Source organism: Dongia sp. agr-C8, from assembly GCF_054658695.1.
The window spans coordinates 46,266-67,380 of record NZ_BAAGHZ010000001.1 but is presented as its reverse complement, the minus strand read 5'-3'; the positions used below and the strand labels follow the sequence as shown (position 1 = coordinate 67,380).

Below are 21,115 nucleotides of genomic sequence, written 5' to 3'. Positions count from 1 at the left end.
CCTTTACTGGGCGCCTGTCGTCGTTGAGCTCGGCTCGGCTTCGATCGGGCTCGCGATGACTTGTCCGGACGCGTATTTGGTCACAACGTCGTAGCTGCGCTGGCCCCAGCGGCCAGACGGCGGCTGCATCTGCTGCAGATCGAGCGGATTGACCGCCATCAGCGCCACGTTGCGCTCGGTCGAGCAGCCGAGGTTGCCCCAATTCTGATTGTAGAAGTTGATTTCCGCATATTCGTTGGTCATGCCGCAATCCGGCACTTCGGCCACGTAGATCGGAAACATGACGGTCGCGCGATGCGCGGCGCCCGAGCTCCATTCCGGATGCAGCGTCACATTGACGGCCGAGGCCGGGATGCCCTGCGCGGCAAATGCATCGCGGATATGACCGGCGAAGGCGACGGCCGCCGGGTCGGCCGGCGAGGTGGCGCCTATGGCGATGCCGATCGGGCCGGCATTACGGTCGCGGAAGTCCTTGCCGAACTCGGCCAGGCGCGGGCGATCCTCGTTCTGCACCGCGCCGTTGGCGGAAGGCTCGAGGAACAGAACCGCCGTTTTCTGCACCACGTCCGCCCCGAACTTGACGTGCGGGTCGTAGGATGCGAGGTCCGGCGCGTTGCACGCGCCGAGCAGCGCTGCCAGCAGCAGCGCAGACGGGATCAGCAATCGTGAAGCTGCCATCTTCGCTTCCCTCACTGAATGATATAGCCAATCGGCCCCTGCAACGCCGGGGCGTTGTGGCCGGTCGGCACAGGCTGCTTGACGTAGATGTTCTGCAGGTGGCCGAGGAAGTAGTTGTCGAGATCGCTGGCCGGCGCGAAGCCGTCGGTCGGCACCGAGAGCAGCTTGGGCTGCACCGGCTTCACCAACAGGGCGGTCACGGTGATGACCAGTTCGGTCTCGTTGTGGATGAACTGGTTGGAGCGGAACAGCTGGCCGAGGACCGGCAGGTTCATCGCGCCGGGGATGCCTTGCAGGCCGGTGGTGATGTCGTTCGACAGCAGGCCGCCCAGCATGAGGCTGCCGCCGCTCGGCAGCTCGACCACGCTGTTCGCGCGCCGCACCTTCAAGCCGCTGACCGGCGAGCAGCCGGCGCAGAGCGTCACCTGGTTGGTGGTGTCGAGGGCGCTGACCTCGGTGCCCACCTTGAGGCTGATGCGCCCGGAATCCAGCACCACCGGCAGGAAGGAGAGCGCCACGCCGAACGGCTTGAACTCGACGGTGATCGAGTTGTTGTCCTGCGCGGTCGGGATCGGCGTCTCGCCGCCGACCAGGATGTTCGCAACCTCGCCGGAGACGGTCACCAGGTTCGGCTCGGCCAGGTTCTTCGCCAGGTTCTGCTGCTCCAGCATGCTGAGCGTCACGTCCAGCGAGCCGATCGGACCGAGATTGGTCGCCGCGCCCGCGATCGTGGCCGGCGTGGTGATCGCGGTGGCGCCGGGCAGCACCGCGTTGATGACGCCATCGCCGAGCGCGATGTTGCTCAAATTCCAGTCGATGCCGAGCTGCTTGATCGCGGTCTTGCTGACTTCGGAGACGCGCACCCGCAGCATCACCTGCTGCTCGTTGGCGACCCGCAGCATGTTGACGATCTTCGCATCCTCATCGACGAAGCGCCGCGCCACTTCCTGCGCCCGCGTGACGACGCCGTCCGAGCTCACCGTGCCGGAGAGGACGATGGAATTGCCGGCGCCGGTCACCTCGATCGGCTCGCCCGGCAGCAGGCTGGACAGGGTATTCTTCACGGAATCGGTGTCGGCGTGAACGTTGACCTCGAACCGCTCGATGATCTTGCCCTCGGCGTCGAGCAGGAAGACGTTGGTGTCGCCGATCGCCTTGCCGACCAGGAACAGCTGGGTCGGCGAGCGCACCACGACGTCGGCGATCGCCGGGCTGCCGACGATCACGTCGCGGACCGCGTTCGGCAGCTTCAACTCGAGCGTCTTGTTCAAGGTCAGCGGCACCACCTCGTTGGGGGTGCCGGTCAGCGACTTCACCAGTTCCTGGAACGGGCCCGGCGCCGCCTGGCCGGAAGGCGTCGTCACCACGGTTTGCGCGAAGGCCCCCGAACCGCCCGGGATCACGCCCAGGATCGCAGGGACGACCGCGAGGACGATGGCGGCGAGAATATGCTTGTGCATCTTATTGACCGAACTTCTGGACGGCGATCGAGCCACCCCGATTGATTTTGACATCGGTTCTGCGCTTGGCCCGCTCCTTCGCCATCTTGACCGCCTCGGCCGCGGTCTTCGGCAAGGCTTCCTCGTCCTCCTCAAGGTCGAGGGCGACCAGCGAGGAGAGCGCCCGCGAGGCCCGCACGTCCATGGTGAAAGTCTGGCCCTTATCCTTGTCGTTGAGCCCCGGCACCATGCTGCGCAAGGTCAGGCTCACGGTGCCGACCTGCTGGGCCACCAGGATGCGCTCGGCCTGGTCCGGCGTGACCTCGAGCGTCACCAGGTTGCCGGGCTCCGCCACGCCTTCCTTGGGGTCATGCGCGAGCTTCTGGTTGATGGCCACGACCCGCACGTCACGCATGATGGTTTCGGTGCCGTACTTCAGCACCACGTCCTTCCAGCCGGCGAGGCCGACGATCTCCCGCACCGAAACGTCCATCAAGAGATCGACATGGTCGTTCGGCAAAATAAGGCCGGCGACGCCCTGGTTGGGCGACACGTTGATGGTCATGGCGCGCATGCCGGGCGCGAGATTGGCGGCAGTGACGCTCTTGTCGCCCTGCTTGATCACCATTTCGCGGCTCATCGGCTCGCCGGCCATGATCGAGCGGCGGGCAATCCGGTCGACGAATTCCTGCTGCGGGTCGGCGGCCGGAGCCTGGTTCTCGACCTGGGCCGGCTGCACGATGAAGCGCTCGTCGATCAAGGTCTCAGGCCAGGGTTCCCAGCGGATGTCGTCCGGCGTCAGGACCGTCCCCGGCATCATGTCGCGCGCCGCCACCAGCACATTCTGGGTGCCGGTCTGCACCGCCTGAGTCGTCGGTGCTGGCGTCTGTGATGCCAGAAACTGGCTCACCAGAAAGGCGGCAATAGCCGCTGTCCCCAGAGCAAGGACGATCAAGACGATAACAATTGGCCGCATAGTCAATCCCCTCCATGCATGGCCCAAGGCGACGCCCCGAATCACCCCCGATCCGAGCCACGCTGCGCGCAGTATCGCGGATTGTTAGCAAATAAGCTAGGGGCTTGATTGCAATTCAGTATCCCAAATCAACGGCCTAGCTCTCGTTGTTCGCGCGCGTTAACCATATTGGCGGATGGCTAACGGGGGAATTGGCGGTTGTGCTGGGGTTGGCGCGCGCGGCGCCGGCGCCGGCCGGCCAAAGCGTTAACCCTTTGGGCAGGCGGGAATTTCATAGGAAATCGGGCTTAGCTCAGCCCGATGAGGCCGCGCGCGAGCAAACCGGCCTGACTGTGCCACAGCCAGAAATCCAAGCCGCCGATCGCAATCGCCGCGCCATAGCGCGCCTTGGCCTTCAGCGGGTTGCGCCGGGCGGCTTCGCGGCCGGCATCATCGCCGGGCGGCAGCTGGGGCTGGCCGGTGGCGAAATGGATCGCCAAGGCGGCGATCGCCAGCACTCCGCCGGCCAGCGAGACCACCAGGAAGAAGCGAAACAGTTCGACGTTGAAGCCGAGGCCGATCCAAAGCGCCACCGCCGCAGCCATCTTGCCGTCCCCGGCGCCCCAGAGGTTGATCGTGAAAAGCAGATAGCCCGCGGCCAGCACCAGCGCGCCTGCCGCCAGCGCCAAGCCCACGGCGCTCCAGCTCGCGCCGCTGGCCCAGGCCCAGGCGAAATAGCCGAGCGCGACGCTGATGGTCAGCCAGTTGGGCAGCGACCAGGCCGCCAGGTCGCGGACCGCCGCGACCAGCATGGCGAGCAGGAAGCCCAGCTCCAGGACCAGCGCGAGATTGAAGGTCATCGGACGGCGCTCCACCAGACGGCGCCGCACCTGACGGCGCTTCTGGTCGACTTGCGCGGATCCAATCGACTGGGGATAAACATGAGAGGGCCGAGACTTCGCGGGTGCCCGCCGGCGTCAATTGCCGAAAACCCCGACCATGGCGGCGTTCAGAACGTTGTAGACCGACGTCAGCCCGTTTCCCGTCAGCGCGACCGAGGTCACGATGAAAACACTGACGAGGGCGGCGATCAGCGCGTATTCGATCGCCGTGGCGCCGGTCTCGGCGCGACCGAACCCGTTACGCACGGGCCCGGCCGCGCCGTCGAGCGGCTTAGACACGTGACAATTAGTTTGCCGCGGAGCTCAGCGTGCTCCCGACGTTGCTGAACACGGACTTCAGGCTGTTTCCGGTCAACTGCAGCGCGGCGATGATGACGACGGAGATCAAGGCGGCGATCAGACCGTATTCGATCGCGGTGGCGCCGAGATCGGATTTGAAGAATTTGCGAATCTTCGACATCGATGTCTCTTCCTCTGTTCGCCGCCAATAGCACGCAAAAAACCGCTTGGCAGGAACCCGGCGATTCTGGCCCCACCCGCGGAAGATTATCCATAGAATAGATACCGGTTTTAACCGTGCGCCGCAAGTCAGCACGTTAACCCCCCGGTTTCACGGCATGGATTGAATCGGCGCCATGGCGCCCACAGCGAGGCCCTGGCGCCGGCCCCGGTCCCAAGCAGAGGGCGCAGCGGCGGCCGGCGGGAGCGATCGAGCCCAACCCGGCCGGAGCGGCATCATCGGTACTTCCGGCGCCACCCGCGATGGTCCGTTCCGATCGGGATCGGAACGCCCCCCGCAAGCTTGCGCGCAAGAAATCCTAGGAACGCGCCGCGCCGAAGATCGGGTTCCGCGCGCCTCCCGGGAACCGCAGCCGCAGGCCGCGTGAAGACTCGGCATCGCGCCACGGCAGCGCCCCGCAAGGACGCGGCAAGACGAGCTCCGGCGAAACAAGATCCGGGCAGAATTAGAAGCCCATATCAGGTCGACCGATCGCGGACCGGGCGGCGGACGCCCGGGCTTGGCGAAGCCATCACGGCACGAGGATATGGTCGATATCCGGCGCCGGCGCGGTGCGGTTGGTTCCGCGGCTCTGCGGTTTCGCATCGGTCCGGAAGATGATACAAGTCCCGGGCGGAACGGGGTTCGGGAGAGCATCACTCGGCATGACCAGGGAAAAGGAACTGATCTTGGTGGTCGACGATTCGCCCACCAACCTCGCGATCCTCAACGTGGTCCTGCGCGAGGTCTACAACGTGGTCACCGCGACCAACGGACCCGACGCTCTCAACCTCGCCGCTTCCGAAGAGCCCGATCTCATCATCCTCGACATCATGATGCCGGGGATGGACGGCTATGAAATCTGCGACCGGCTGAAGGCCAACCCCTTCACCAAGGACATCCCGGTGATGTTCGTCACCGCGATGGACCAGGAGCGCCAGGAGGCCAAGGGCCTGGCCATGGGCGCGGTCGATTACCTCGCCAAGCCGGTCTCCCCGCCGATCGTGCTGGCGCGCGTGCGCAACCAGCTGGAGCTGAAGAAGCAGCGCGATTTCCTGCGCCGACTCTCCTCCATCGACGGCCTGACCGGCGTCGCCAACCGCCGCAGCTTCGAAGAGGATTTCGACAAGGAATGGCGCCGCGCCGCGCGCCACCAGGCGCCGCTGACGCTGCTGTTGGCCGACATCGACCACCTGCGGGCCTATAACGACGCCTATGGCTATCTCGCCGGCGACGATTGCCTGAAGATGGTGGCCCAGGCGCTGGCGAAATCCATGATGCGCCCCGGTGACGTGATCGCGCGCTACGGCGGCGAGGAGTTCGTCGGGCTGATGCCGGACACCGATGCCAAGGGCTCGCAGGTGGTGACCGATCGTTTGCTGGCCGCGGTGCGGGCCCTGGCGCTGCCGCATGCGCATTCCGATGCCGCGCCGATCGTGACCATCAGCATCGGCGTCGCCTCCTGCTTCCCGCATCGCGACAACGATCGCGCCGGCCTGTTCAAGCTGGCCGGCGACGCGCTCTACGCGGCCAAGACCGCCGGCCGCAACCAGGCCAAGGTCATCGAGTTCAAGCCGGAGAAAGTGAACGCCTGAGCGAGGCGTCCGCGCCCGGGCGGCGGCTCCCGAAAGCAGAAGCGGCGCCACGAAAAAAGGCGGCCCTCCCGGAGGAGGGCCGCCCTGTTCAGCCGCTGCGAACCTGCCGCAGCGGACGCCGTCAGTTGGCCGCCGAGCTCAGCGTGCCGCCGACATTGCTGAACACCGTCTTCAGGCTGTTGCCGGTCAGCTGCAGGGCAGCGATGATCACAACAGAGATCAGGGCGGCGATCAGACCATATTCGATGGCGGTCGCGCCAAGATCCGACTTGAAGAACTTTTTCATGCGCTTCATCGGTCTCTCCTCGTAAAGCAGCGACCCGCACCATGCGGTCTCGCTTTGTCGGTCGGGGGCGACGTTCCCGTCTCCAGATCGCCTCGGCCCACGTCACAGAGGATAAGCGTCCTTCCTGTGTCCACAAGTAAATCCGACGGCAGCGCCCACATGCTGATGTATTGATATGCATGAGCATTGCTGAATAATTAGTAAAGAAGAATTGCTAAGTTTATATCGAATGCGGGTAAATATCGGGTAAACCTGTTAAAGCACTGTTACTACTCGGGGATTCCGAAGCGAAGCGCGCCAGTAATCGCACCGAGAATACTGGCGAAGTTCGCTCTGAATACGCGGGTATTTTTCCTAAAGCATCGGTCGAAAGTCCGATTTTCCGGGATGACGATCGTCGCGGGCGGGTGCGGGCCTCGGCGGCCCGTCCTTCGGCGTTGTTCCGGGGGGGCCGATCCGGTAGCCTCGCCCGACAACGCGAGCGGGGGCAGTCGAGTCGACGCCTTGATGAACATTGTTGCGCAACAGTCGAGCACGGTCCTGGTGGTGGATGACACCGCCAACACGCTCGAGTTGATCAAGACCATGCTGGGCGGCGAGCACCGCGTGCTGACGGCCTCCGAGGCCGGTACCGGCATGAAGATCGCGCTCGCCGAGGAGCCGGACCTGATCCTGCTCGACATCCGCATGCCCGGCGTCGATGGCTATGAATTTTGCCGCCAGCTGAAGGCCGACCCCGTCACCCGCGAGATACCTGTCGTCTTCGTGACCGCGATGGACGAGGAGCGCGAAGAAGCGAAGGGCCTGGAGCTCGGCGCGATCGACTACATCACCAAACCCCTGAGCACGCCGATCCTCAAGGCCCGGGTGCGCAACCACATCGATCTGAAGCGCCAGCGTGACCAGCTGCGGCGCCTCTCCGCGGTCGACGGCCTGACCGGGCTCGCCAACCGCCGGGCCTTCGGCGAGGCCCTGGAGAAGGAGTGGCGCAGCGCCATCCGGCGCAAGACGCCGCTCTCCCTGCTGATGACCGATGTCGACGACTTCAAGCAGTTCAACGACGCCTACGGACATCTGGCGGGCGACGAGGCCTTGCGCCGGGTCGCCAAGGCACTGACCGGCGCCGCGCTGCGCCCGGCCGACCTGGTCGCGCGCTACGGCGGCGAGGAGTTCGTCATCCTGCTGCCGGATACCGGCGCCAATGAAGCGGCCCTGGTGGCCGACCGCCTGCTGCTCGCGGTGCGCCGCCTCGCCATCCCGCACGAGCATTCCCGCGGCTGGCAGTTCCTGTCCTTGAGCGTCGGCCTGGCCTCGGCCCGGCCGAGCCGCAATGTCGGCGCCAACGAGCTGCTCGACCTCGCCGACCGGATGCTCTACCAGGCCAAGAACAGCGGCCGGAACCGGGTGGTCACCGCCAACATGGAGACACCCGAGGAGCCGGCGGCCTGAGCACGGGCTGCGCTCGAGCAGCGCACCCCGCGATCGCTATTTGCCTTTCCGTCGATGAGCGCCCATATCTAGGCGGATTTCGGCTGCCTGGACGCGCTTTGGTGTCACGTCTGCTAGGAAAATTGGCGCGCTGCCTCGCGCTCCTTGCCCTGCTCGCCGGCCTGATCGGCGCGGCGGCGCCGGCCTCTTTCGCCATGACGCCTCCCGCGCCCGCTCAGAAACATGCCGCCATGGACTGCAACCAGGGCCGCCACGCCCCGGCACCGGTCCGGCATCTTCCCGGCGTCGACCTCTGTTGCACGGTCAATGTCTGTGCCATGACCCTGGCGCTGCCCGTGGCACCATCCGGCGTGACCGCGCCGGCGGCGTCGGAAATGCGGGGCTATGATTTCCACACCCTGCTGCAGCCGGCGAGCATCACCGCCGCCCCGCTGCCCCATCCGCCCAAGCCGCTCGCCTGAAACCGTAGCGAACCACACCGCACGATCCGATCCGCGCCAGAGCAAGCGCGGACCCTTAGGCATTTGGTTGGATGAAACTCATGAATCAGAATTTTTCGCGACGCCGTTTTCTGGTGTCGACGGCAACCCTGGGCGCCACCCTGGCCGCCGGCATCGGCCTGGCGGGATTTCCCGCGCGCGCCGAAACGGCGCGGACGCTCCGCGCCGTGCGCCGGACCATCGAGGTCAACGGCAAGGCCGCCTCGGTCTTCGGCCTGATCGGCCCGGACGGCCGGTCGGGTATCGCGCTCGATCCGGGTGAGCGCTTCAATCTCGCGCTCGTCAACGAGATCGACGAGGCGCTGATCGTGCATTGGCACGGCCAGACACCGAGCCCGGACCAGGACGGCGTCACCGATACCGGCTATGTGCAGCCGATCGCGGCTGGCGCGCGCCAGGCCTACGATTTCGCGCCGCGCAGCGGCACCCACTGGATGCATTCGCACCACGGGCTGCAGGAGCAAAGCCTGATGGCGGCGCCGCTGGTCGTGCGCACGGAAGAAGACCGCCGGCGCGATGCGCAGGAGGTGACCGTGCTGCTGCACGACTTCAGCTTCCGCGATCCGGGCGAGATCCTCGCCGACCTGACCGGCGGAGCAGGCGGCATGCCCGGCATGGACCACGGCAGCATGTCCAGCATGCCGGGCATGGACATGGGCCAGATGGACCATGGCGCCATGAACATGAGCGGCGGCATGGCCGGCATGGATCTCAACGACGTCGCCTACGACGCCTTCCTCGCCAATGACCGCACGCTGGCCGATCCGGAAGTGATCCGGGTCGAACGCGCCGGCCGGGTGCATCTACGGCTGATCAACGGCGCCACGTCGACCGCCTTCTGGATCGATCTCGGCGCGCTCAGCGGCACGGTGATCGCCGCCGACGGCAATCCGGTGCAGCCGCTCGAAGGCCGCCGCTTCCCGATGGCGCAAGGCCAGCGCCTGGACCTGCTGATCGCGTTGCCGGAGAGCGGCGCCTTCCCGATCCTGGCGCAGCGCGAGGGCGACTCGGCGCGCACCGGCTTCATCCTGGCGACCCCGGGCGCGGCGATCGCCAAGCTCGCCGACCAGGCCGGCCAGGCGGCGGCGCCGATCGACAATGCGCTGGAGGCGCGGCTGGCCGCGGCGTCACCGCTCGCCGAAAAGCCGATCGATGTCACGCATCGCCTCAACCTCACCGGCGGCATGATGCCATATCAGTGGTCGTTCGACGGTCGGACCTGGCGGGATCACGTGCCGCTCGCGGTCACGGCCGGCCAGCGCGTCGCCGTGGAGCTCGTGAACCAGAGCATGATGGCGCATCCGATGCATCTTCACGGCCATCACTTCCAGGTCACGGCGCTGAACGGAAAGCCGCTGTCGGGTGCGGTCAGAGACACCGTGCTGGTGCCGGTGAACGGCAGCGTGACCCTGGCCTTCGACGCCGACAATCCCGGCCGCTGGTTGTTCCACTGCCACAACCTCTATCACATGGCGACCGGCATGATGACCGAGGTCGCCTACGCCTGACGGACGGCCCGGCGCCGCCAGTTCCAGGCGGCCCCGGCTCCGAAAATCCCGGTTCGTCCGACGGTTCGCGGGCACCCGTGCGTTTCAGCATGGGTGCCCCGACGCCGCGGCCCCTGCCCGGCGTGGCGGGAACATGGTAATCGCCAACCCGCAGACCCGTTGCAACGCTCCCTGGATCCCTCCCCATGTTCGCCAATGCCCTTTCCGCGCCGCTGACGCCGGTCGCGCTGCTGCTGTGCTCCAATGTGTTCATGACCTTCGCCTGGTACGGCCACCTGAAATTCAAGGAAGTGCCGCTCTGGACCGTGGTCCTGGTCAGCTGGGGGATCGCCTTCGTCGAGTATTGCTTCGCGGTTCCGGCCAACCGCTATGGGAGCGCGATCTACTCGCCGGCGCAGCTGAAGACCCTCCAGGAGATCGTGACCCTCGTGGTGTTCGCGATCTTCTCCTGGCTCTACCTGGGCGAGTCCATTAAGTGGAATCACCTAGTCGGATTTGCTTTCCTTTGTGCCGCCGCCTACTTCATCTTCAAGAAATGGTAGGACCCTTTCGGTAGATTTGCCGCAGGTCCATCGCCTTGACTCGACCCGGCAGACCGGACGATGAAAGGCTTGGTTGAAATGCGGGGCGCACCTCCCAGGAGCCTTGGATGAAGCTGGTCGTCGGCAATACCTGCCCCCGCCACGAGAGCGCGGCGGTGCCGGACGAATGCGCGCAATGCGCGGTCCGCGAAATCGCGGTCTGCACCGCTCTCTCCGCCCCCGAGCTCGAGCGGCTGCGCGGCATCGCCGTCACCAAGGTCTTCGAGCCGGGCAGCACCTTGTTCGCCGCGGACGAGCCCACGACCCTGGTCGGGACCGTGGTCCAGGGCACCATCAAATGCTTCAAGCTGCTGGCCGACGGCCGGCAGCAGATCGTCGGCTTCCTGTTTCCCGGCGACTTCGTCGGCTCGCCGACCCAGGAGACGACGCATGGCTTCGCCGAGGCGCTGACCAAGGTGGAGCTCTGCCTGTTCCCTTTTCCGGCCATCCAGCGGCTGATCCGCGAGATGCCCAATCTCGAGCGCCGGCTGCTGACCCTCGCCAATGAGGACCTCGATCTCGCCCGGGAATGGATGCTCCTGCTGGGGCGGAAGACGGCGCAGGAGCGGCTCGCCACCTTCCTGCTGCTGCTGACCCAGAAGGCGAAGGCCCGGGGCGTCGCCGCCAATGGAAGCGGAGGGGGGGCGATCGACCTGCCGATGAACCGCAGCGAGATCGCCGACTATCTCGGGCTGTCGCTGGAGACGGTCTCGCGCCAGTTCACCAAGCTGAAATCCTCCGGCCATATCCGGATCGAGCACAACAACGCGATCACGATCCGCGATCTCGACGGCCTGATCGAGATCGCCGAAGGAACGACGCGCGGATCGAGCCAGGGCGCGGCATGACCAAGCCCGGCGTCTCCGCCGCCGATCATGCGCTGATCGACGCCGCGGTCGAGCTCATCAAGACCCGCTATCTCGAGAACCGGCACCACATCGCCGCCGCCGTCCGCGGCAAGAGCGGCCGGATCTACACCGGCATCCATCTCGACACCTATGTCGGCCGCGCCTCGGTCTGCGCCGAAGCCGTCGCCTTGGGCCAGGCGATGAGCGCCGGCGAGAAGGAGATCGATGCCATCGTCTCGGTGCGCCACCCGCGACCCAGGGAACAGCACCGCGAGCCTCAGCTGGTCTCGCCCTGCGGCATCTGCCGCGAGATGCTGAACGACTTCGCGCCGGGCGCCGCGGTATTGCTGGACGGCGGCGAAGGCATCCACCGCCGCCCGGTCGAGTCGTTGCTGCCCGACAAGTACCGCCGCAAGCCCTGAACGCCCCAGTCCGTCATCGCCGGAGCCAGCGGACGAATGTCCGCATTCGCGGACGGGGCCGGCGATCTGGCGCCAGCGCGGAGAAAGATGCGCGGGTCAAGCCCGCGCATGACGGGCTATTGGCGAGTTGCATCCCCGCGGGCGATATGCGGGAATCGCTCGAAACTTCAGTTCGAGGACAGGCCCATGAACGTCCAGACCCCCGCGCCCCAGAACTCCGGGATCAGCGCCGAAGAATGGCAGCTGCGCGTCGATCTCGCCGGCTGCTACCGGATTTTCGAGCATCTCGGCTGGAGCGAGACGATCATGAACCACATCACGGTCCGCGTGCCGGGACCGGAGCATCATTTCCTGATCAACCCCTACGGCCTCACCTATGACGAGGTCACCGCCTCGAACCTGGTGAAGATCGATCTTCAGGGCAAGGTCGTGGGACATTCGGACTGGCCGGTGAACCCGGCGGGCTTCGTGATCCACAGCGCCGTCCATGCCGGGCGCGAGGATGCGATCTGCATCGCCCACACACACACGACCGCGGCACAGGCGGTCTCGATGAAGGCCAACGGGCTCAATCTCAATTCGATCTACGCCTCGCAGTTCGTCGGGCGCATCGGCTATCACGACTTCGAGGGCCTCTCGCTCTACGAAGGCGAGAAGGAGCGCATCCTCGCCAGCCTCGGCACCAAGAACACCGTGCTGATCATGCGCAACCACGGCGTCCTCACCGTCGGGCGCTCGATCGGCGAGGCGTTCTGGAACATGTGGCGCTTCCAGCGCGCGGCCGAGGTGCAGCTGGCGGCGGAAGCCATGGCCGGCCCGGACAACCTCATTTCCGACGAGGTCCGGAAGCGCTGCCAGAAGGACGCCGACAATTTCGGCCCGAACAGCGTCAGCGAGAACATCTTCCGCGCCCTGCTGCGCAAGGTCCACCGCATCGATCCGAGCTTCGAGAGCTAGGCCGCAACGAGGCTTTTGGTCGCGGGTTTGCCGGTGGCAATCCAGCGGAATCCGGCTATCTTCCTGCCGCAATGACCCAGGCTTTCACCTCGCCGAGACTGGCTCAATCCGACGCGACGCCGCGCGACGGCCATGACCGCGCCGTCGGCCTCTGGCTGCTCGCCTGCGCCGCCATGATCTTCGTGATGGTGCTCCTGGGCGGCATCACGCGGCTCTCGGGCAGCGGGCTCTCCATCATGGAATGGAAGCCGTTGATGGGCGCCCTGCCACCGATGAGCACGGCGGAGTGGGAGCGCGTTTTCGCGCTCTATCGCGAGATTTCGCAATACAAGAACGTGAACCACGGCATGAGCCTCGCCGAGTTCCAGGGCATCTTCTGGTGGGAGTGGAGCCACCGGCTCTGGGGCCGGCTGATCGGCGTCGTCTTCTTCCTGCCGTTCCTGTGGTTCCTGGCGAAAGGCTATTTGCGCAAAGCCCCCGGGCGTCCAAACATGGCGCCGAAGCTGGGCGCGATCTTCCTGCTGGGTGCGCTGCAGGGCGGGATCGGCTGGTACATGGTGGCAAGCGGCTTCGAGGATCGGGATTCGGTCAGCCAGTATCGCCTGGTGCTGCATCTCGGCATGGCGCTGGTCATCTACGCGCTGATCCTCTGGGCGGCTTTGGATCTTTTGCAGCCGCGGGCGATCGGCGGCGGCCCCGCGACCGCGCGGCCGCTCAAGCGCCACGCGATCCTGCTGCTGGTCCTGGTCGCAATCGAGCTCACCCTCGGCGGGCTGGTGGCCGGGCTGCATGGCGGCCTCGTCTATACCGACTTCCCGCTGATGAACGGCGATCTGGTGGCGCCCGACGTCTTCGCGCTCTCGCCCTGGTGGGCGAATGTCACCGAGAACCCGGGCGGCGCGCAGTTCCTGCACCGCATCGGCGCGGCTCTGGTGACCCTGACCCTGCTCGCCCTGGTCTGGCGCGCCTGGCGGAGCGATGTGCCCGATCTCATCCGCGGCCGCATGGCGTTGTTGCTGCTGGCGTTGATCCTGCAGGTCGGACTCGGCATCAGCACGCTGATCCTCATCGTGCCGCTGCCGCTGGCGGTCGCGCATCAGGGTGGCGCCGTGCTGCTGCTGAGCGCGGCGCTCTACGCATTGCATGGGTTGAAGCGAATGGAAGCCGGAGCATGAGCGACGCGCCGTCACAAGAGCGGATTCCGGTTTCCGTCATCACCGGTTTCCTGGGCTCCGGCAAGACCACGCTCCTCAAGCATTTGCTGCCGCAGCCGGCCATGGCCGATACCGCGGTCGTCATCAACGAGTTCGGCGAGGTCGGGCTCGACCATCTGCTGGTGGAGAACTCCAGCGACGACACGGTGGTGCTGTCGAGCGGCTGCCTCTGCTGCACCATCCGCGGCGACCTGGTGGACACCTTGCGCAGCCTGTTCCTGCGCCGGCGCAAGGGTGCGATCCCGCAGTTCAAGCGCGTCGTCATCGAGACCACCGGGCTCGCCGATCCAGCACCCGTGCTCCACACGCTGATGCAGGATCCGCTGGTCTCCGAATGCTATCGGCTGGACGGCGTCATCACCACGGTCGATGCCGTCAACGGCATGGACCAGCTGGACAAGCAGATGGAATCGGTGAAGCAGGCCGCGGTCGCCGACCGGCTGCTGCTGACCAAGAGCGACCTCGCCCAAGGTGCTAAAGTCGCAGCTTTGCAGGAGCGGCTCAGGAAGCTCAACCCGGCCGCACCGATCCGCCCGATCCAGGATGGCCGGATCGATGCCGCGGAGCTCCTGAATGCCGGGCTCTACAATCCCGAGACCAAGAGCCTCGACGTGCGGCGCTGGCTGAAGGCCGAGGCCTATTCAGGAGATCATCACGGAGCCGATCATCATGGGCACGACCATGATCACGGACACGGTCACGGCCAGGACCCGCATGATGTCAATCGCCACGATTCGCGGATCGCGGCCTTCGCGCTGGACTGGGACCAGCCGCTGGACTGGTCGGTCTTCGTCGAATGGATCGAGATGCTGATCACCGGCCATGGCGAGAACCTGCTGCGCTTGAAGGGCATCCTGAACGTCGCCGGCGAGGATTCACCGATTGCGATCCACGGCGTGCAGCACCTGTTCCATCCGCCGATCGCGCTGCCCGCCTGGCCGGATTCCGACCGGCATTCGCGCATCGTGTTCATCACGCGAGACATCGCCCGCGAAACCATCGAAACCTCGTTCAAGAGCTTCTTCATGCCCCGGCCGGATTGAGTGGGGCCGGGCTAAGCCCGCGCCGGGCAAAGAAGCTTTCAAAACCCCCTGTTCAAAGCCGGGCGCGGCGGGCTACCGTTTGCCCCGAAGCGTCGCACGCGAACGCAGTGAGAACGTCGCGGCGGCTTCTATCCCGGCGCAGCTTGAGGCTGCCCATAACAACTTGGACGGGGAGAGGGAAATGTCTCGTTTCACCAGGCTTGCATTGATGACGGCCGCCGGCATCGCGGTGGGTGCCGCGTTCGCACAGCCCTACACCGCTGGGGCCGATATGCTGCAGAAGGTCGGACCCGGCGAAGGCGAGGTCGCGATCGTGGCCTGGCCGGGCTACATCGAGCGCGGCGAAAGCGACAAGGCCTATGACTGGGTCACCAATTTCGAGAAGGAAACCGGCTGCAAGGTGACGGTGAAGATCGCCGCCAGCTCGGATGAGATGGTCACGCTGATGAACGGCGGCGGCTACGACCTTCTGACGGCTTCGGGCGACGCCACCATGCGGCTCATTCGCGGCGGCACGGTGCAGGAGATCAACACCGCGCTGCTGCCCGGCTATTCGACCATCGACCCGCGGCTGCAGAATGCGCCCTGGCACACGGTCGACGGCAAGCATTACGGCACCTCCTGGCAATGGGGGCCGAATGTGCTGATGTACAACACCGCGGCCTTCAAGGAAGCGCCGAAATCCTGGGACGTCGTCTTCAAGGAGATGACCCTCGACGACGGCAAGTCCAACAAGGGCCGGGTCGAGGCCTATGGCGGCCCGATCTACATCGCCGATGCAGCGCTCTATCTCATGAAGCACAATCCCGAACTCGGCATCACCGATCCCTACTATCTCGATGAGAAGCAGTTCGCGGCCGCCGTCGATCTGCTGAAGGGACAGCGCCAGCTGGTCGCCAAGTATTGGACCGACTACACGGCGCAGATGGACGACTTCAAGAACGAGGGCATCGTCGCCGCGACCTCCTGGCCGCTGCAGGTGAACCTGCTCTCGGGCGACAAGGACGCGAAGATCAAAGTCGCCGGCACGGTCCCGGAGGAAGGCGCCACCGGCTGGTCGGACACGACCATGATGGCGGCCAACGCGCCGCATCCCAATTGTTCCTATCTCTGGCTCGAGCATTCGCTGAAGCCGAAGACGCAGGCCGACGTCGCGGCCTGGTTCGGCAGCGTCCCGGCGGTACCGGCGGCCTGCAAGGGCCAGGAACTGCTGGGCGATGGCGGCTGCGCGGCGAACGGCGCCGATCTCTTCGACAAGCTCCACTTCTGGAAGACGCCGATCAAGGATTGCGGCGGCGGCCGGACCTGCGTCGACTACAAGGCCTGGACCGAAGCCTTCAATGGAATCCAAAGCGGCCAGTGATCTGATATGATGTTGCGCGGGCGGGCCCAGGGGACGAACGGGCCCGCCCGTCTCTTTTGGGGAAGCTGAGAATCGATCATGGCGAACGGTCAATCCGTAGCGGTCTCGTTCCGCAACGTGTCGCGCCACTACGGCGCGGTGAAGGCGGTTGACGACGTCAGCTTCGAGATCAAGGACGGCGAGTTCTTCGCCATGCTGGGGCCCAGCGGCTCCGGCAAGACCACCTGCCTGCGGCTGATCGCCGGCTTCGAGCAGCCGACCAGCGGCACGGTCTCGATCCACGGCCAGGATGTCACCGGCATCCCGCCCTATGACCGCGACGTCAACACGGTGTTCCAGGACTACGCGCTGTTCCCGCACATGACGGTGCTGGAGAATGTCGGCTACGGGTTGATGATCCGCAAAGTGCCGAAGGCGGAACGGGTGCAGCGCGCCGAGGAGATGCTGGCGATGGTGGCGCTCTCCGGTTTCGGCGGACGCAAGCCGTCGCAGCTGTCCGGCGGCCAGCGCCAGCGCGTGGCGCTGGCGCGCGCGCTGGTGAACCGGCCGAGCGTGCTGCTGCTCGACGAGCCGCTGGGTGCCCTCGACCTGAAGCTCCGCGAGCAGATGCAGGTCGAATTGAAAGCCATCCAGCGCCGGGTCGGCATCACCTTCATCTACGTGACGCACGACCAGGGCGAGGCGCTCTCCATGAGCGACCGGGTCGCGGTGTTCAACCACGGCAAGATCGAGCAGATGGCCGCGCCGACCGAGCTCTACGAGCATCCGAAGACCGCCTTCGTCGCCGGCTTCGTCGGCATTTCCAACCTGGTCGGCGGCGCGCTGGCCGAACGGCTGACCGGATCCGCCACACCGGTATCGGTGCGGCCGGAGAAGATCCATCTCGAAAGCGCCGGCACCGCGGCGCCGGCCGAAGCGCAGACCGTCACCGGAGTGGTTTCCGGCATTCTCTATCTCGGCGCGAGCACCCGCTACCTGGTGGCGCTGGAGGGCGGCGGCGAACTGACCGTGCTGCTGCAGAATCGCGATGCGCATTTCTCCCCGGCCCAGGGCGATGCCGTCCGGCTGTGGTGGGATGCCCGGCACCTGATGCGCTTTCAGTCCTGACGCGACCGCCGCCTTTCTCGAAAACCCCACTTCGCGTGTGAGCGATGCCGCTAGGCCGCCGGGATTAACCATCCTATAATGGTTCGCGGCTTAGATCGGGGGCGATTTCAGCTATCGGGTTGAGGGGCAAGGATTTTGACCCCTTCGGACTCGGTGGATCTGAGGGCCGCCAGCACCGTGGGCCGAGGGGAGTCGGCGGAGGAGCCGTCCGGAATGCTCCAAGTCTATAACTGCATCACCCAGCAGCACGACCTCCGGTTGGTGATCGTCGCGGGGTTCATCTGCTTCCTGGCGGCCTATACCGCCTTCAGCCTGATCGGCCGCGCGATCGAATCCGGGCCCAAGGCGCGGGTCTGGTGGATCGGCGCCGGCGCCTTCGCCACCGGCAGCGGCGTCTGGGCGACGCATTTCATCGCCATGATCGCGTTCCAGCCGAACATGCCGGCCGGCTACACGCTCGGCCCCACGCTGCTCTCGATCGTGATCGCGATGCTGATCTCCGGGCTGGGCCTCGCGGTCTCGATGATGCGCCGGATCGGCATGCCGTTGCTGGGCGGCGCCATCATCGGCGCCGGGATCGGGGCGATGCATTATGTCGGCATGGCCGCGCTCACCGTGCCCGGCGTCGTCCACTACGACCAGAGCTATGTCGTCGCCTCGCTGCTGATCGGCATCCTCGGCGGCGGGATCGCCGCGGTGATCGGGCTCAGGAAGTTCGACACCACCCATCGCCTCTCCGCCGCGATCCTGCTGACCTTGGCCATCTGCGGCCTGCATTTCACCGCGATGGCCGGCGCCTCGATCACACCCGACCCCAGCGTTCCGGTGCCGGAACAGGCGATCTCGCCGATCGCGCTGGCGATCGCGGTCACCGCCGTCACGTTGATGGTGCTCTGCTTCAGCCTCGCGGGCTCGATCCTCGACGAGCACCTGGTCAGCCGCTCGGCCAAGGAGGCGGAGCGCATCGCCGCCAGCGAGCGGCGCTTCCGCCAGCTCACCGAAGCGACCTTCGAAGGCATCCTGATGCACCAGGGCGGCCGCATCGTCGATACCAACCGCTCGATGTCCGAACTCATGGGCGTGTCGCAGGAGGCGCTGGTCGGCCGCGACGTGATGGATTGCGTCGCCGACACCAGCCGGCCGATGCTACGCAAGTCGATCACCGACGGCATCGAGGCGGCCTGCGAGATCGAACTGAAACACGCCGACGGCACGCTGATTCCGGCCGAGATCCTGACCCGCAAGATCCAGACCGAAGGCGACAGCGGCCAGGAGACCCAGGTGCTCGCGGTGCGCGACATCCGCGAGCGCAAGGAGGCGGAGGAGCGGATCCGCCACATGGCGCATCACGACGCGCTGACCGGCCTGCCGAACCGGCGCATGTTCATGGACCGCCTGACCCAGGTGCTGGCGCGCAGCAAGCGCGACGGGACCACGGTCGCGGTGCTCTGCCTCGACCTCGACCGCTTCAAGCATGTGAACGATCTCGGCGGCCATGCCGCCGGCGACGAGCTGCTGCGCCAGGTGGCCAAGCGCCTCGGCGACAGCATCCGGACCGAGGATACCGCGGCGCGCCTCGGCGGCGACGAGTTCGCGGTCATCCAGGTCGGCGTCGCCCATCCCGACGGCCCCGGCATCATGGCCGAGCGCATGGTGAAGGCGATCGGCAAGCCGTTCGATCTCGGCGGCCAGCAGACCATGATCGGCACCTCGATCGGCATCGCGCTGCATCCCGGCGACGGCGAGGAGGGCGACGACCTGGTGCGCGCCGCCGACACCGCGCTCTATCGCGCCAAGGAAGCCGGCCGCGGCACCTTCCGCTTCTTCGAGGCGGAGATGGACGTGCGCTTGCAGGAGCGCCGGCTGCTGGAGCGCGACCTGAGGCAGGCGCTGGCGGAAGAGCAGCTTCGCGTCCACTATCAGCCGCTGGCCGATTGCGGCGGCGGCAAGATCGTCGGCTTCGAGGCGCTGCTGCGCTGGACCCATCCCGAACGCGGCCCGATCTCGCCGGTGCAGTTCATCCCCCTGGCCGAGGAATGCGGCCTGATCATGCCCTTGGGCGCCTGGGTGATGCGCCGCGCCTGCACCGATGCCGCCACCTGGCCGAGCGACAAGCTGGTGGCCGTCAACCTCTCGCCGGCCCAGTTCCGCCATGCCGATCTCGCGAAGGAGATTCTGGCGGTGCTGAAGGAGACCGGTCTCCCGGCGGAACGGCTCGAGCTCGAAGTGACCGAGAGCCTGCTGATCGACGATCCGGACCGCGTGCTCGCCACGCTGATGGTGCTCAAGGATGCGGGCGTTCGCATCTCGCTGGACGATTTCGGCACCGGCTATTCGAGCCTGAGTTACCTGCAGCGCTTCCCGTTCGACAAGATCAAGATCGACCGCTCCTTCGTCTCGCAGATGGAGAAGAACGCGGATTCGATGTCGATCATCCGCGCCGTCATCGCGCTCGGCAAGTCGCTGCGCATCAAGGTGACCGCCGAGGGAGTCGAATCGGCGGCCCAGCTCAACCTGCTTCAGCAGGAGAACTGCGACCTGGTGCAGGGCTACCTGCTCGGCAAGCCGATGGCCAAGGAAGACCTGGGCACGCTGCTTTCCGCCGCCTCCGCGACCCAGGCAGCCACGGTCGACTGAGCGCCGCTATCGATAAAGCCGCCACGGGCGCCTGCCCGTGTGACGCCCGTCTCACCCCGCTGCATCCAGACTTGCCCGCAGTGCGAAGAAGAGGGATTGAAGCGCCCAGCCGTGGTGGGACGCGGAAATCTCAATTCGAGGGCAGCGATGAATTTGATGACGCCGATCACTTGGCCCGTGAAGCGCCGGGAGATGCACAACCACCACATGGATTCGACGGTCTGGAACAGTTTCAAGTTCCGCGACGACGACGTGATCGTCGCGACCTACGGCAAGTCCGGGACCACCTGGACCCAGCAGATCGTGGCGCAGCTGATCTTCAACGGCGCCGAGGGTATCGACGTACCGGCCATCTCGCCCTGGGTCGATCTCCGCATCATGCCGAAGGCGGCGATCGACGGGCTGGAGCTGCAGCAGCACCGCCGGGTGCTGAAGACCCATCTGCCGGTCGATGCCCTGGTGTTCTCGCCGAAGGCCAAATACATCTACATCGGCCGCGACGGGCGCGATGCGATCTGGAGCCTGTTTAACCACCACATCAATGCGACCGACGCCTTCTTCGCCGCCTTCAACGACTGCCCGGGCCGCCACGGGCCGCGGCTGGAGCGCGGCGCCAACGACCCGCATGCCTTCTTCACCCGCTGGTTCGAGAATGACGGCGAGCCCTACTGGCCGTTCTGGGAGAACATCCGCTCCTGGTGGGCGATCCGCCATCTGCCCAACGTGCTGCTGATGCATTTCAGCGACATGAAACGCGACCTGCCGGGCGCGATCCGCCGGATCGCCGACTTCCTGGACATCGAGATCGACGAGGCCACGTTCCCGAAGATCGTGCATCATTGCAGCTTCGACTACATGAAGGCCCATGCCGAGAAGGTGGCGCCGCTCGGCGGCGTGCTGTGGCAGGGCGGCGCCCAGACCTTCGTCAACAAGGGCACCAACGGCCGCTGGCGCGACGCGCTCTCCGCCGAGGAGGTCGAAGCCTACGAAGCCAAGGCGCTGGCCGAGCTCGGCCCCGACTGCGCCTGGTGGCTGGCGATGGGCGACGGCCGCAACAGCTGAGCCGATAACGGCTTGACCCCCGGAGCCGGCCCGCGCTCAATAGCGCGGGACCGAACTCCGGGGATCTGAT

21 protein-coding genes are annotated in these 21,115 nt (G+C 66.1%); 14 read left to right on the top strand and 7 right to left on the bottom strand.

Features of this window, described 5'->3' with window-relative positions; genetic code table 11:
- Window positions 1-3: 3 nt before the first annotated feature.
- From ACYQ4T_RS00305 to ACYQ4T_RS00280, 6 genes are all read right to left on the bottom strand, one after another.
- Entirely contained in the window at window positions 4-678 is a 675-nt protein-coding gene (locus tag ACYQ4T_RS00305; RefSeq protein ID WP_459849780.1) for a CpaD family pilus assembly lipoprotein, read from the bottom strand.
- Window positions 679-689: 11 nt separating this feature from the next.
- Window positions 690-2,138 (bottom strand): type II and III secretion system protein family protein, encoded by a 1,449-nt coding sequence (locus ACYQ4T_RS00300; RefSeq protein WP_459849778.1) that lies wholly within the window; start codon window positions 2,136-2,138, stop codon window positions 690-692.
- Between the two features lies 1 nt (window position 2,139).
- Window positions 2,140-3,093, bottom strand: a complete 954-nt coding sequence (gene cpaB, locus ACYQ4T_RS00295) for a Flp pilus assembly protein CpaB (protein ID WP_459849776.1) — start codon at window positions 3,091-3,093, stop codon at window positions 2,140-2,142.
- A gap of 287 nt (window positions 3,094-3,380) precedes the next feature.
- Window positions 3,381-3,932, bottom strand: a complete 552-nt coding sequence (locus ACYQ4T_RS00290) for an A24 family peptidase (protein ID WP_459849774.1) — start codon at window positions 3,930-3,932, stop codon at window positions 3,381-3,383.
- A 117-nt stretch (window positions 3,933-4,049) separates the two neighbouring features.
- The gene (locus ACYQ4T_RS00285; RefSeq protein ID WP_459849772.1) at window positions 4,050-4,253 is read right to left on the bottom strand and encodes a Flp family type IVb pilin; all 204 of its coding nucleotides are present in this window, start codon (window positions 4,251-4,253) and stop codon (window positions 4,050-4,052) included.
- 7 nt (window positions 4,254-4,260) lie between these two features.
- Window positions 4,261-4,434, bottom strand: a complete 174-nt coding sequence (locus ACYQ4T_RS00280; protein WP_459849770.1) for a Flp family type IVb pilin — start codon at window positions 4,432-4,434, stop codon at window positions 4,261-4,263.
- Between the two features lie 704 nt (window positions 4,435-5,138).
- On the opposite strand from ACYQ4T_RS00280, the gene ACYQ4T_RS00275 reads away from it, so the two are divergent.
- Window positions 5,139-6,068 (top strand): diguanylate cyclase domain-containing protein, encoded by a 930-nt coding sequence (locus ACYQ4T_RS00275; protein WP_459849769.1) that lies wholly within the window; start codon window positions 5,139-5,141, stop codon window positions 6,066-6,068.
- Between the two features lie 121 nt (window positions 6,069-6,189).
- Here the strand turns inward: ACYQ4T_RS00275 and ACYQ4T_RS00270 are convergent, their stop codons facing one another.
- Window positions 6,190-6,363 (bottom strand): Flp family type IVb pilin, encoded by a 174-nt coding sequence (locus ACYQ4T_RS00270; protein WP_459849768.1) that lies wholly within the window; start codon window positions 6,361-6,363, stop codon window positions 6,190-6,192.
- Window positions 6,364-6,861: 498 nt separating this feature from the next.
- Here ACYQ4T_RS00270 and ACYQ4T_RS00265 point away from each other — a divergent pair, with 498 nt between their 5' ends.
- The 13 genes from ACYQ4T_RS00265 to ACYQ4T_RS00205 all read left to right on the top strand — a co-directional run bounded on the left by ACYQ4T_RS00265 (window position 6,862) and on the right by ACYQ4T_RS00205 (window position 21,045).
- Window positions 6,862-7,803 carry a diguanylate cyclase domain-containing protein gene (locus ACYQ4T_RS00265; protein ID WP_459852006.1) on the top strand — a complete coding sequence of 314 codons (942 nt, stop codon included), beginning with the start codon at window positions 6,862-6,864 and terminating at the stop codon, window positions 7,801-7,803.
- Between the two features lie 122 nt (window positions 7,804-7,925).
- Complete coding sequence (locus tag ACYQ4T_RS00260; RefSeq protein WP_459849767.1) at window positions 7,926-8,264, top strand: hypothetical protein; 339 nt, start codon at window positions 7,926-7,928, stop codon at window positions 8,262-8,264.
- A gap of 80 nt (window positions 8,265-8,344) precedes the next feature.
- Complete coding sequence (locus ACYQ4T_RS00255) at window positions 8,345-9,811, top strand: multicopper oxidase family protein (RefSeq protein ID WP_459849766.1); 1,467 nt, start codon at window positions 8,345-8,347, stop codon at window positions 9,809-9,811.
- 185 nt (window positions 9,812-9,996) lie between these two features.
- On the top strand, window positions 9,997-10,353 hold the full coding sequence (locus tag ACYQ4T_RS00250) for a DMT family protein (RefSeq protein WP_459849765.1): 357 nt from the start codon (window positions 9,997-9,999) through the stop codon (window positions 10,351-10,353).
- Window positions 10,354-10,460: 107 nt separating this feature from the next.
- A complete protein-coding gene (locus tag ACYQ4T_RS00245; protein ID WP_459849764.1) occupies window positions 10,461-11,240 on the top strand; it encodes a Crp/Fnr family transcriptional regulator in 780 nt (259 codons plus the stop codon).
- Window positions 11,237-11,662, top strand: a complete 426-nt coding sequence (locus ACYQ4T_RS00240) for a cytidine deaminase (RefSeq protein ID WP_459849762.1) — start codon at window positions 11,237-11,239, stop codon at window positions 11,660-11,662. The genes ACYQ4T_RS00245 and ACYQ4T_RS00240 overlap by 4 nt, the downstream gene beginning before the upstream one ends.
- 186 nt (window positions 11,663-11,848) lie before the next feature.
- On the top strand, window positions 11,849-12,619 hold the full coding sequence (locus ACYQ4T_RS00235) for a class II aldolase/adducin family protein (RefSeq protein ID WP_459849760.1): 771 nt from the start codon (window positions 11,849-11,851) through the stop codon (window positions 12,617-12,619).
- 71 nt (window positions 12,620-12,690) lie between these two features.
- Window positions 12,691-13,794, top strand: a complete 1,104-nt coding sequence (locus ACYQ4T_RS00230) for a COX15/CtaA family protein (RefSeq protein WP_459849759.1) — start codon at window positions 12,691-12,693, stop codon at window positions 13,792-13,794.
- The gene (locus ACYQ4T_RS00225) at window positions 13,791-14,876 is read left to right on the top strand and encodes a CobW family GTP-binding protein (RefSeq protein ID WP_459849757.1); all 1,086 of its coding nucleotides are present in this window, start codon (window positions 13,791-13,793) and stop codon (window positions 14,874-14,876) included. Before ACYQ4T_RS00230 ends, ACYQ4T_RS00225 begins: the two co-directional genes overlap by 4 nt.
- A gap of 181 nt (window positions 14,877-15,057) precedes the next feature.
- Window positions 15,058-16,239, top strand: coding sequence for an ABC transporter substrate-binding protein (locus ACYQ4T_RS00220; protein ID WP_459849755.1), 1,182 nt, complete (start codon window positions 15,058-15,060; stop codon window positions 16,237-16,239).
- 78 nt (window positions 16,240-16,317) lie between these two features.
- Window positions 16,318-17,346 carry an ABC transporter ATP-binding protein gene (locus ACYQ4T_RS00215; RefSeq protein ID WP_459849753.1) on the top strand — a complete coding sequence of 343 codons (1,029 nt, stop codon included), beginning with the start codon at window positions 16,318-16,320 and terminating at the stop codon, window positions 17,344-17,346.
- A 213-nt stretch (window positions 17,347-17,559) separates the two neighbouring features.
- Window positions 17,560-19,983, top strand: coding sequence for a bifunctional diguanylate cyclase/phosphodiesterase (locus ACYQ4T_RS00210; RefSeq protein WP_459849751.1), 2,424 nt, complete (start codon window positions 17,560-17,562; stop codon window positions 19,981-19,983).
- A gap of 156 nt (window positions 19,984-20,139) precedes the next feature.
- Complete coding sequence (locus tag ACYQ4T_RS00205) at window positions 20,140-21,045, top strand: sulfotransferase domain-containing protein (protein WP_459849749.1); 906 nt, start codon at window positions 20,140-20,142, stop codon at window positions 21,043-21,045.
- The last annotated feature ends 70 nt before the right edge of the window (window positions 21,046-21,115 follow it).

Bases quoted from the DNA above. Each gene is read 5' to 3' on its own strand.
- ACYQ4T_RS00255 (WP_459849766.1), top strand. From the start codon at position 8,345: ATGAATCAGAATTTTTCGCGACGCCGTTTTCTGGTGTCGACGGCAACC.
- ACYQ4T_RS00305 (WP_459849780.1), bottom strand. From the start codon at position 678: ATGGCAGCTTCACGATTGCTGATCCCGTCTGCGCTGCTGCTGGCAGCG.
- ACYQ4T_RS00270 (WP_459849768.1), bottom strand. From the start codon at position 6,363: ATGAAGCGCATGAAAAAGTTCTTCAAGTCGGATCTTGGCGCGACCGCC.
- ACYQ4T_RS00205 (WP_459849749.1), top strand. From the start codon at position 20,140: ATGACGCCGATCACTTGGCCCGTGAAGCGCCGGGAGATGCACAACCAC.
- ACYQ4T_RS00300 (WP_459849778.1), bottom strand. From the start codon at position 2,138: ATGCACAAGCATATTCTCGCCGCCATCGTCCTCGCGGTCGTCCCTGCG.
- ACYQ4T_RS00290 (WP_459849774.1), bottom strand. From the start codon at position 3,932: ATGACCTTCAATCTCGCGCTGGTCCTGGAGCTGGGCTTCCTGCTCGCC.
- ACYQ4T_RS00235 (WP_459849760.1), top strand. From the start codon at position 11,849: ATGAACGTCCAGACCCCCGCGCCCCAGAACTCCGGGATCAGCGCCGAA.
- ACYQ4T_RS00250 (WP_459849765.1), top strand. From the start codon at position 9,997: ATGTTCGCCAATGCCCTTTCCGCGCCGCTGACGCCGGTCGCGCTGCTG.
- ACYQ4T_RS00215 (WP_459849753.1), top strand. From the start codon at position 16,318: ATGGCGAACGGTCAATCCGTAGCGGTCTCGTTCCGCAACGTGTCGCGC.
- ACYQ4T_RS00225 (WP_459849757.1), top strand. From the start codon at position 13,791: ATGAGCGACGCGCCGTCACAAGAGCGGATTCCGGTTTCCGTCATCACC.
- ACYQ4T_RS00210 (WP_459849751.1), top strand. From the start codon at position 17,560: ATGCTCCAAGTCTATAACTGCATCACCCAGCAGCACGACCTCCGGTTG.
- ACYQ4T_RS00220 (WP_459849755.1), top strand. From the start codon at position 15,058: ATGTCTCGTTTCACCAGGCTTGCATTGATGACGGCCGCCGGCATCGCG.
- ACYQ4T_RS00280 (WP_459849770.1), bottom strand. From the start codon at position 4,434: ATGTCGAAGATTCGCAAATTCTTCAAATCCGATCTCGGCGCCACCGCG.
- ACYQ4T_RS00265 (WP_459852006.1), top strand. From the start codon at position 6,862: ATGAACATTGTTGCGCAACAGTCGAGCACGGTCCTGGTGGTGGATGAC.
- ACYQ4T_RS00230 (WP_459849759.1), top strand. From the start codon at position 12,691: ATGACCCAGGCTTTCACCTCGCCGAGACTGGCTCAATCCGACGCGACG.
- ACYQ4T_RS00245 (WP_459849764.1), top strand. From the start codon at position 10,461: ATGAAGCTGGTCGTCGGCAATACCTGCCCCCGCCACGAGAGCGCGGCG.
- cpaB (WP_459849776.1), bottom strand. From the start codon at position 3,093: ATGCGGCCAATTGTTATCGTCTTGATCGTCCTTGCTCTGGGGACAGCG.
- ACYQ4T_RS00240 (WP_459849762.1), top strand. From the start codon at position 11,237: ATGACCAAGCCCGGCGTCTCCGCCGCCGATCATGCGCTGATCGACGCC.
- ACYQ4T_RS00275 (WP_459849769.1), top strand. From the start codon at position 5,139: ATGACCAGGGAAAAGGAACTGATCTTGGTGGTCGACGATTCGCCCACC.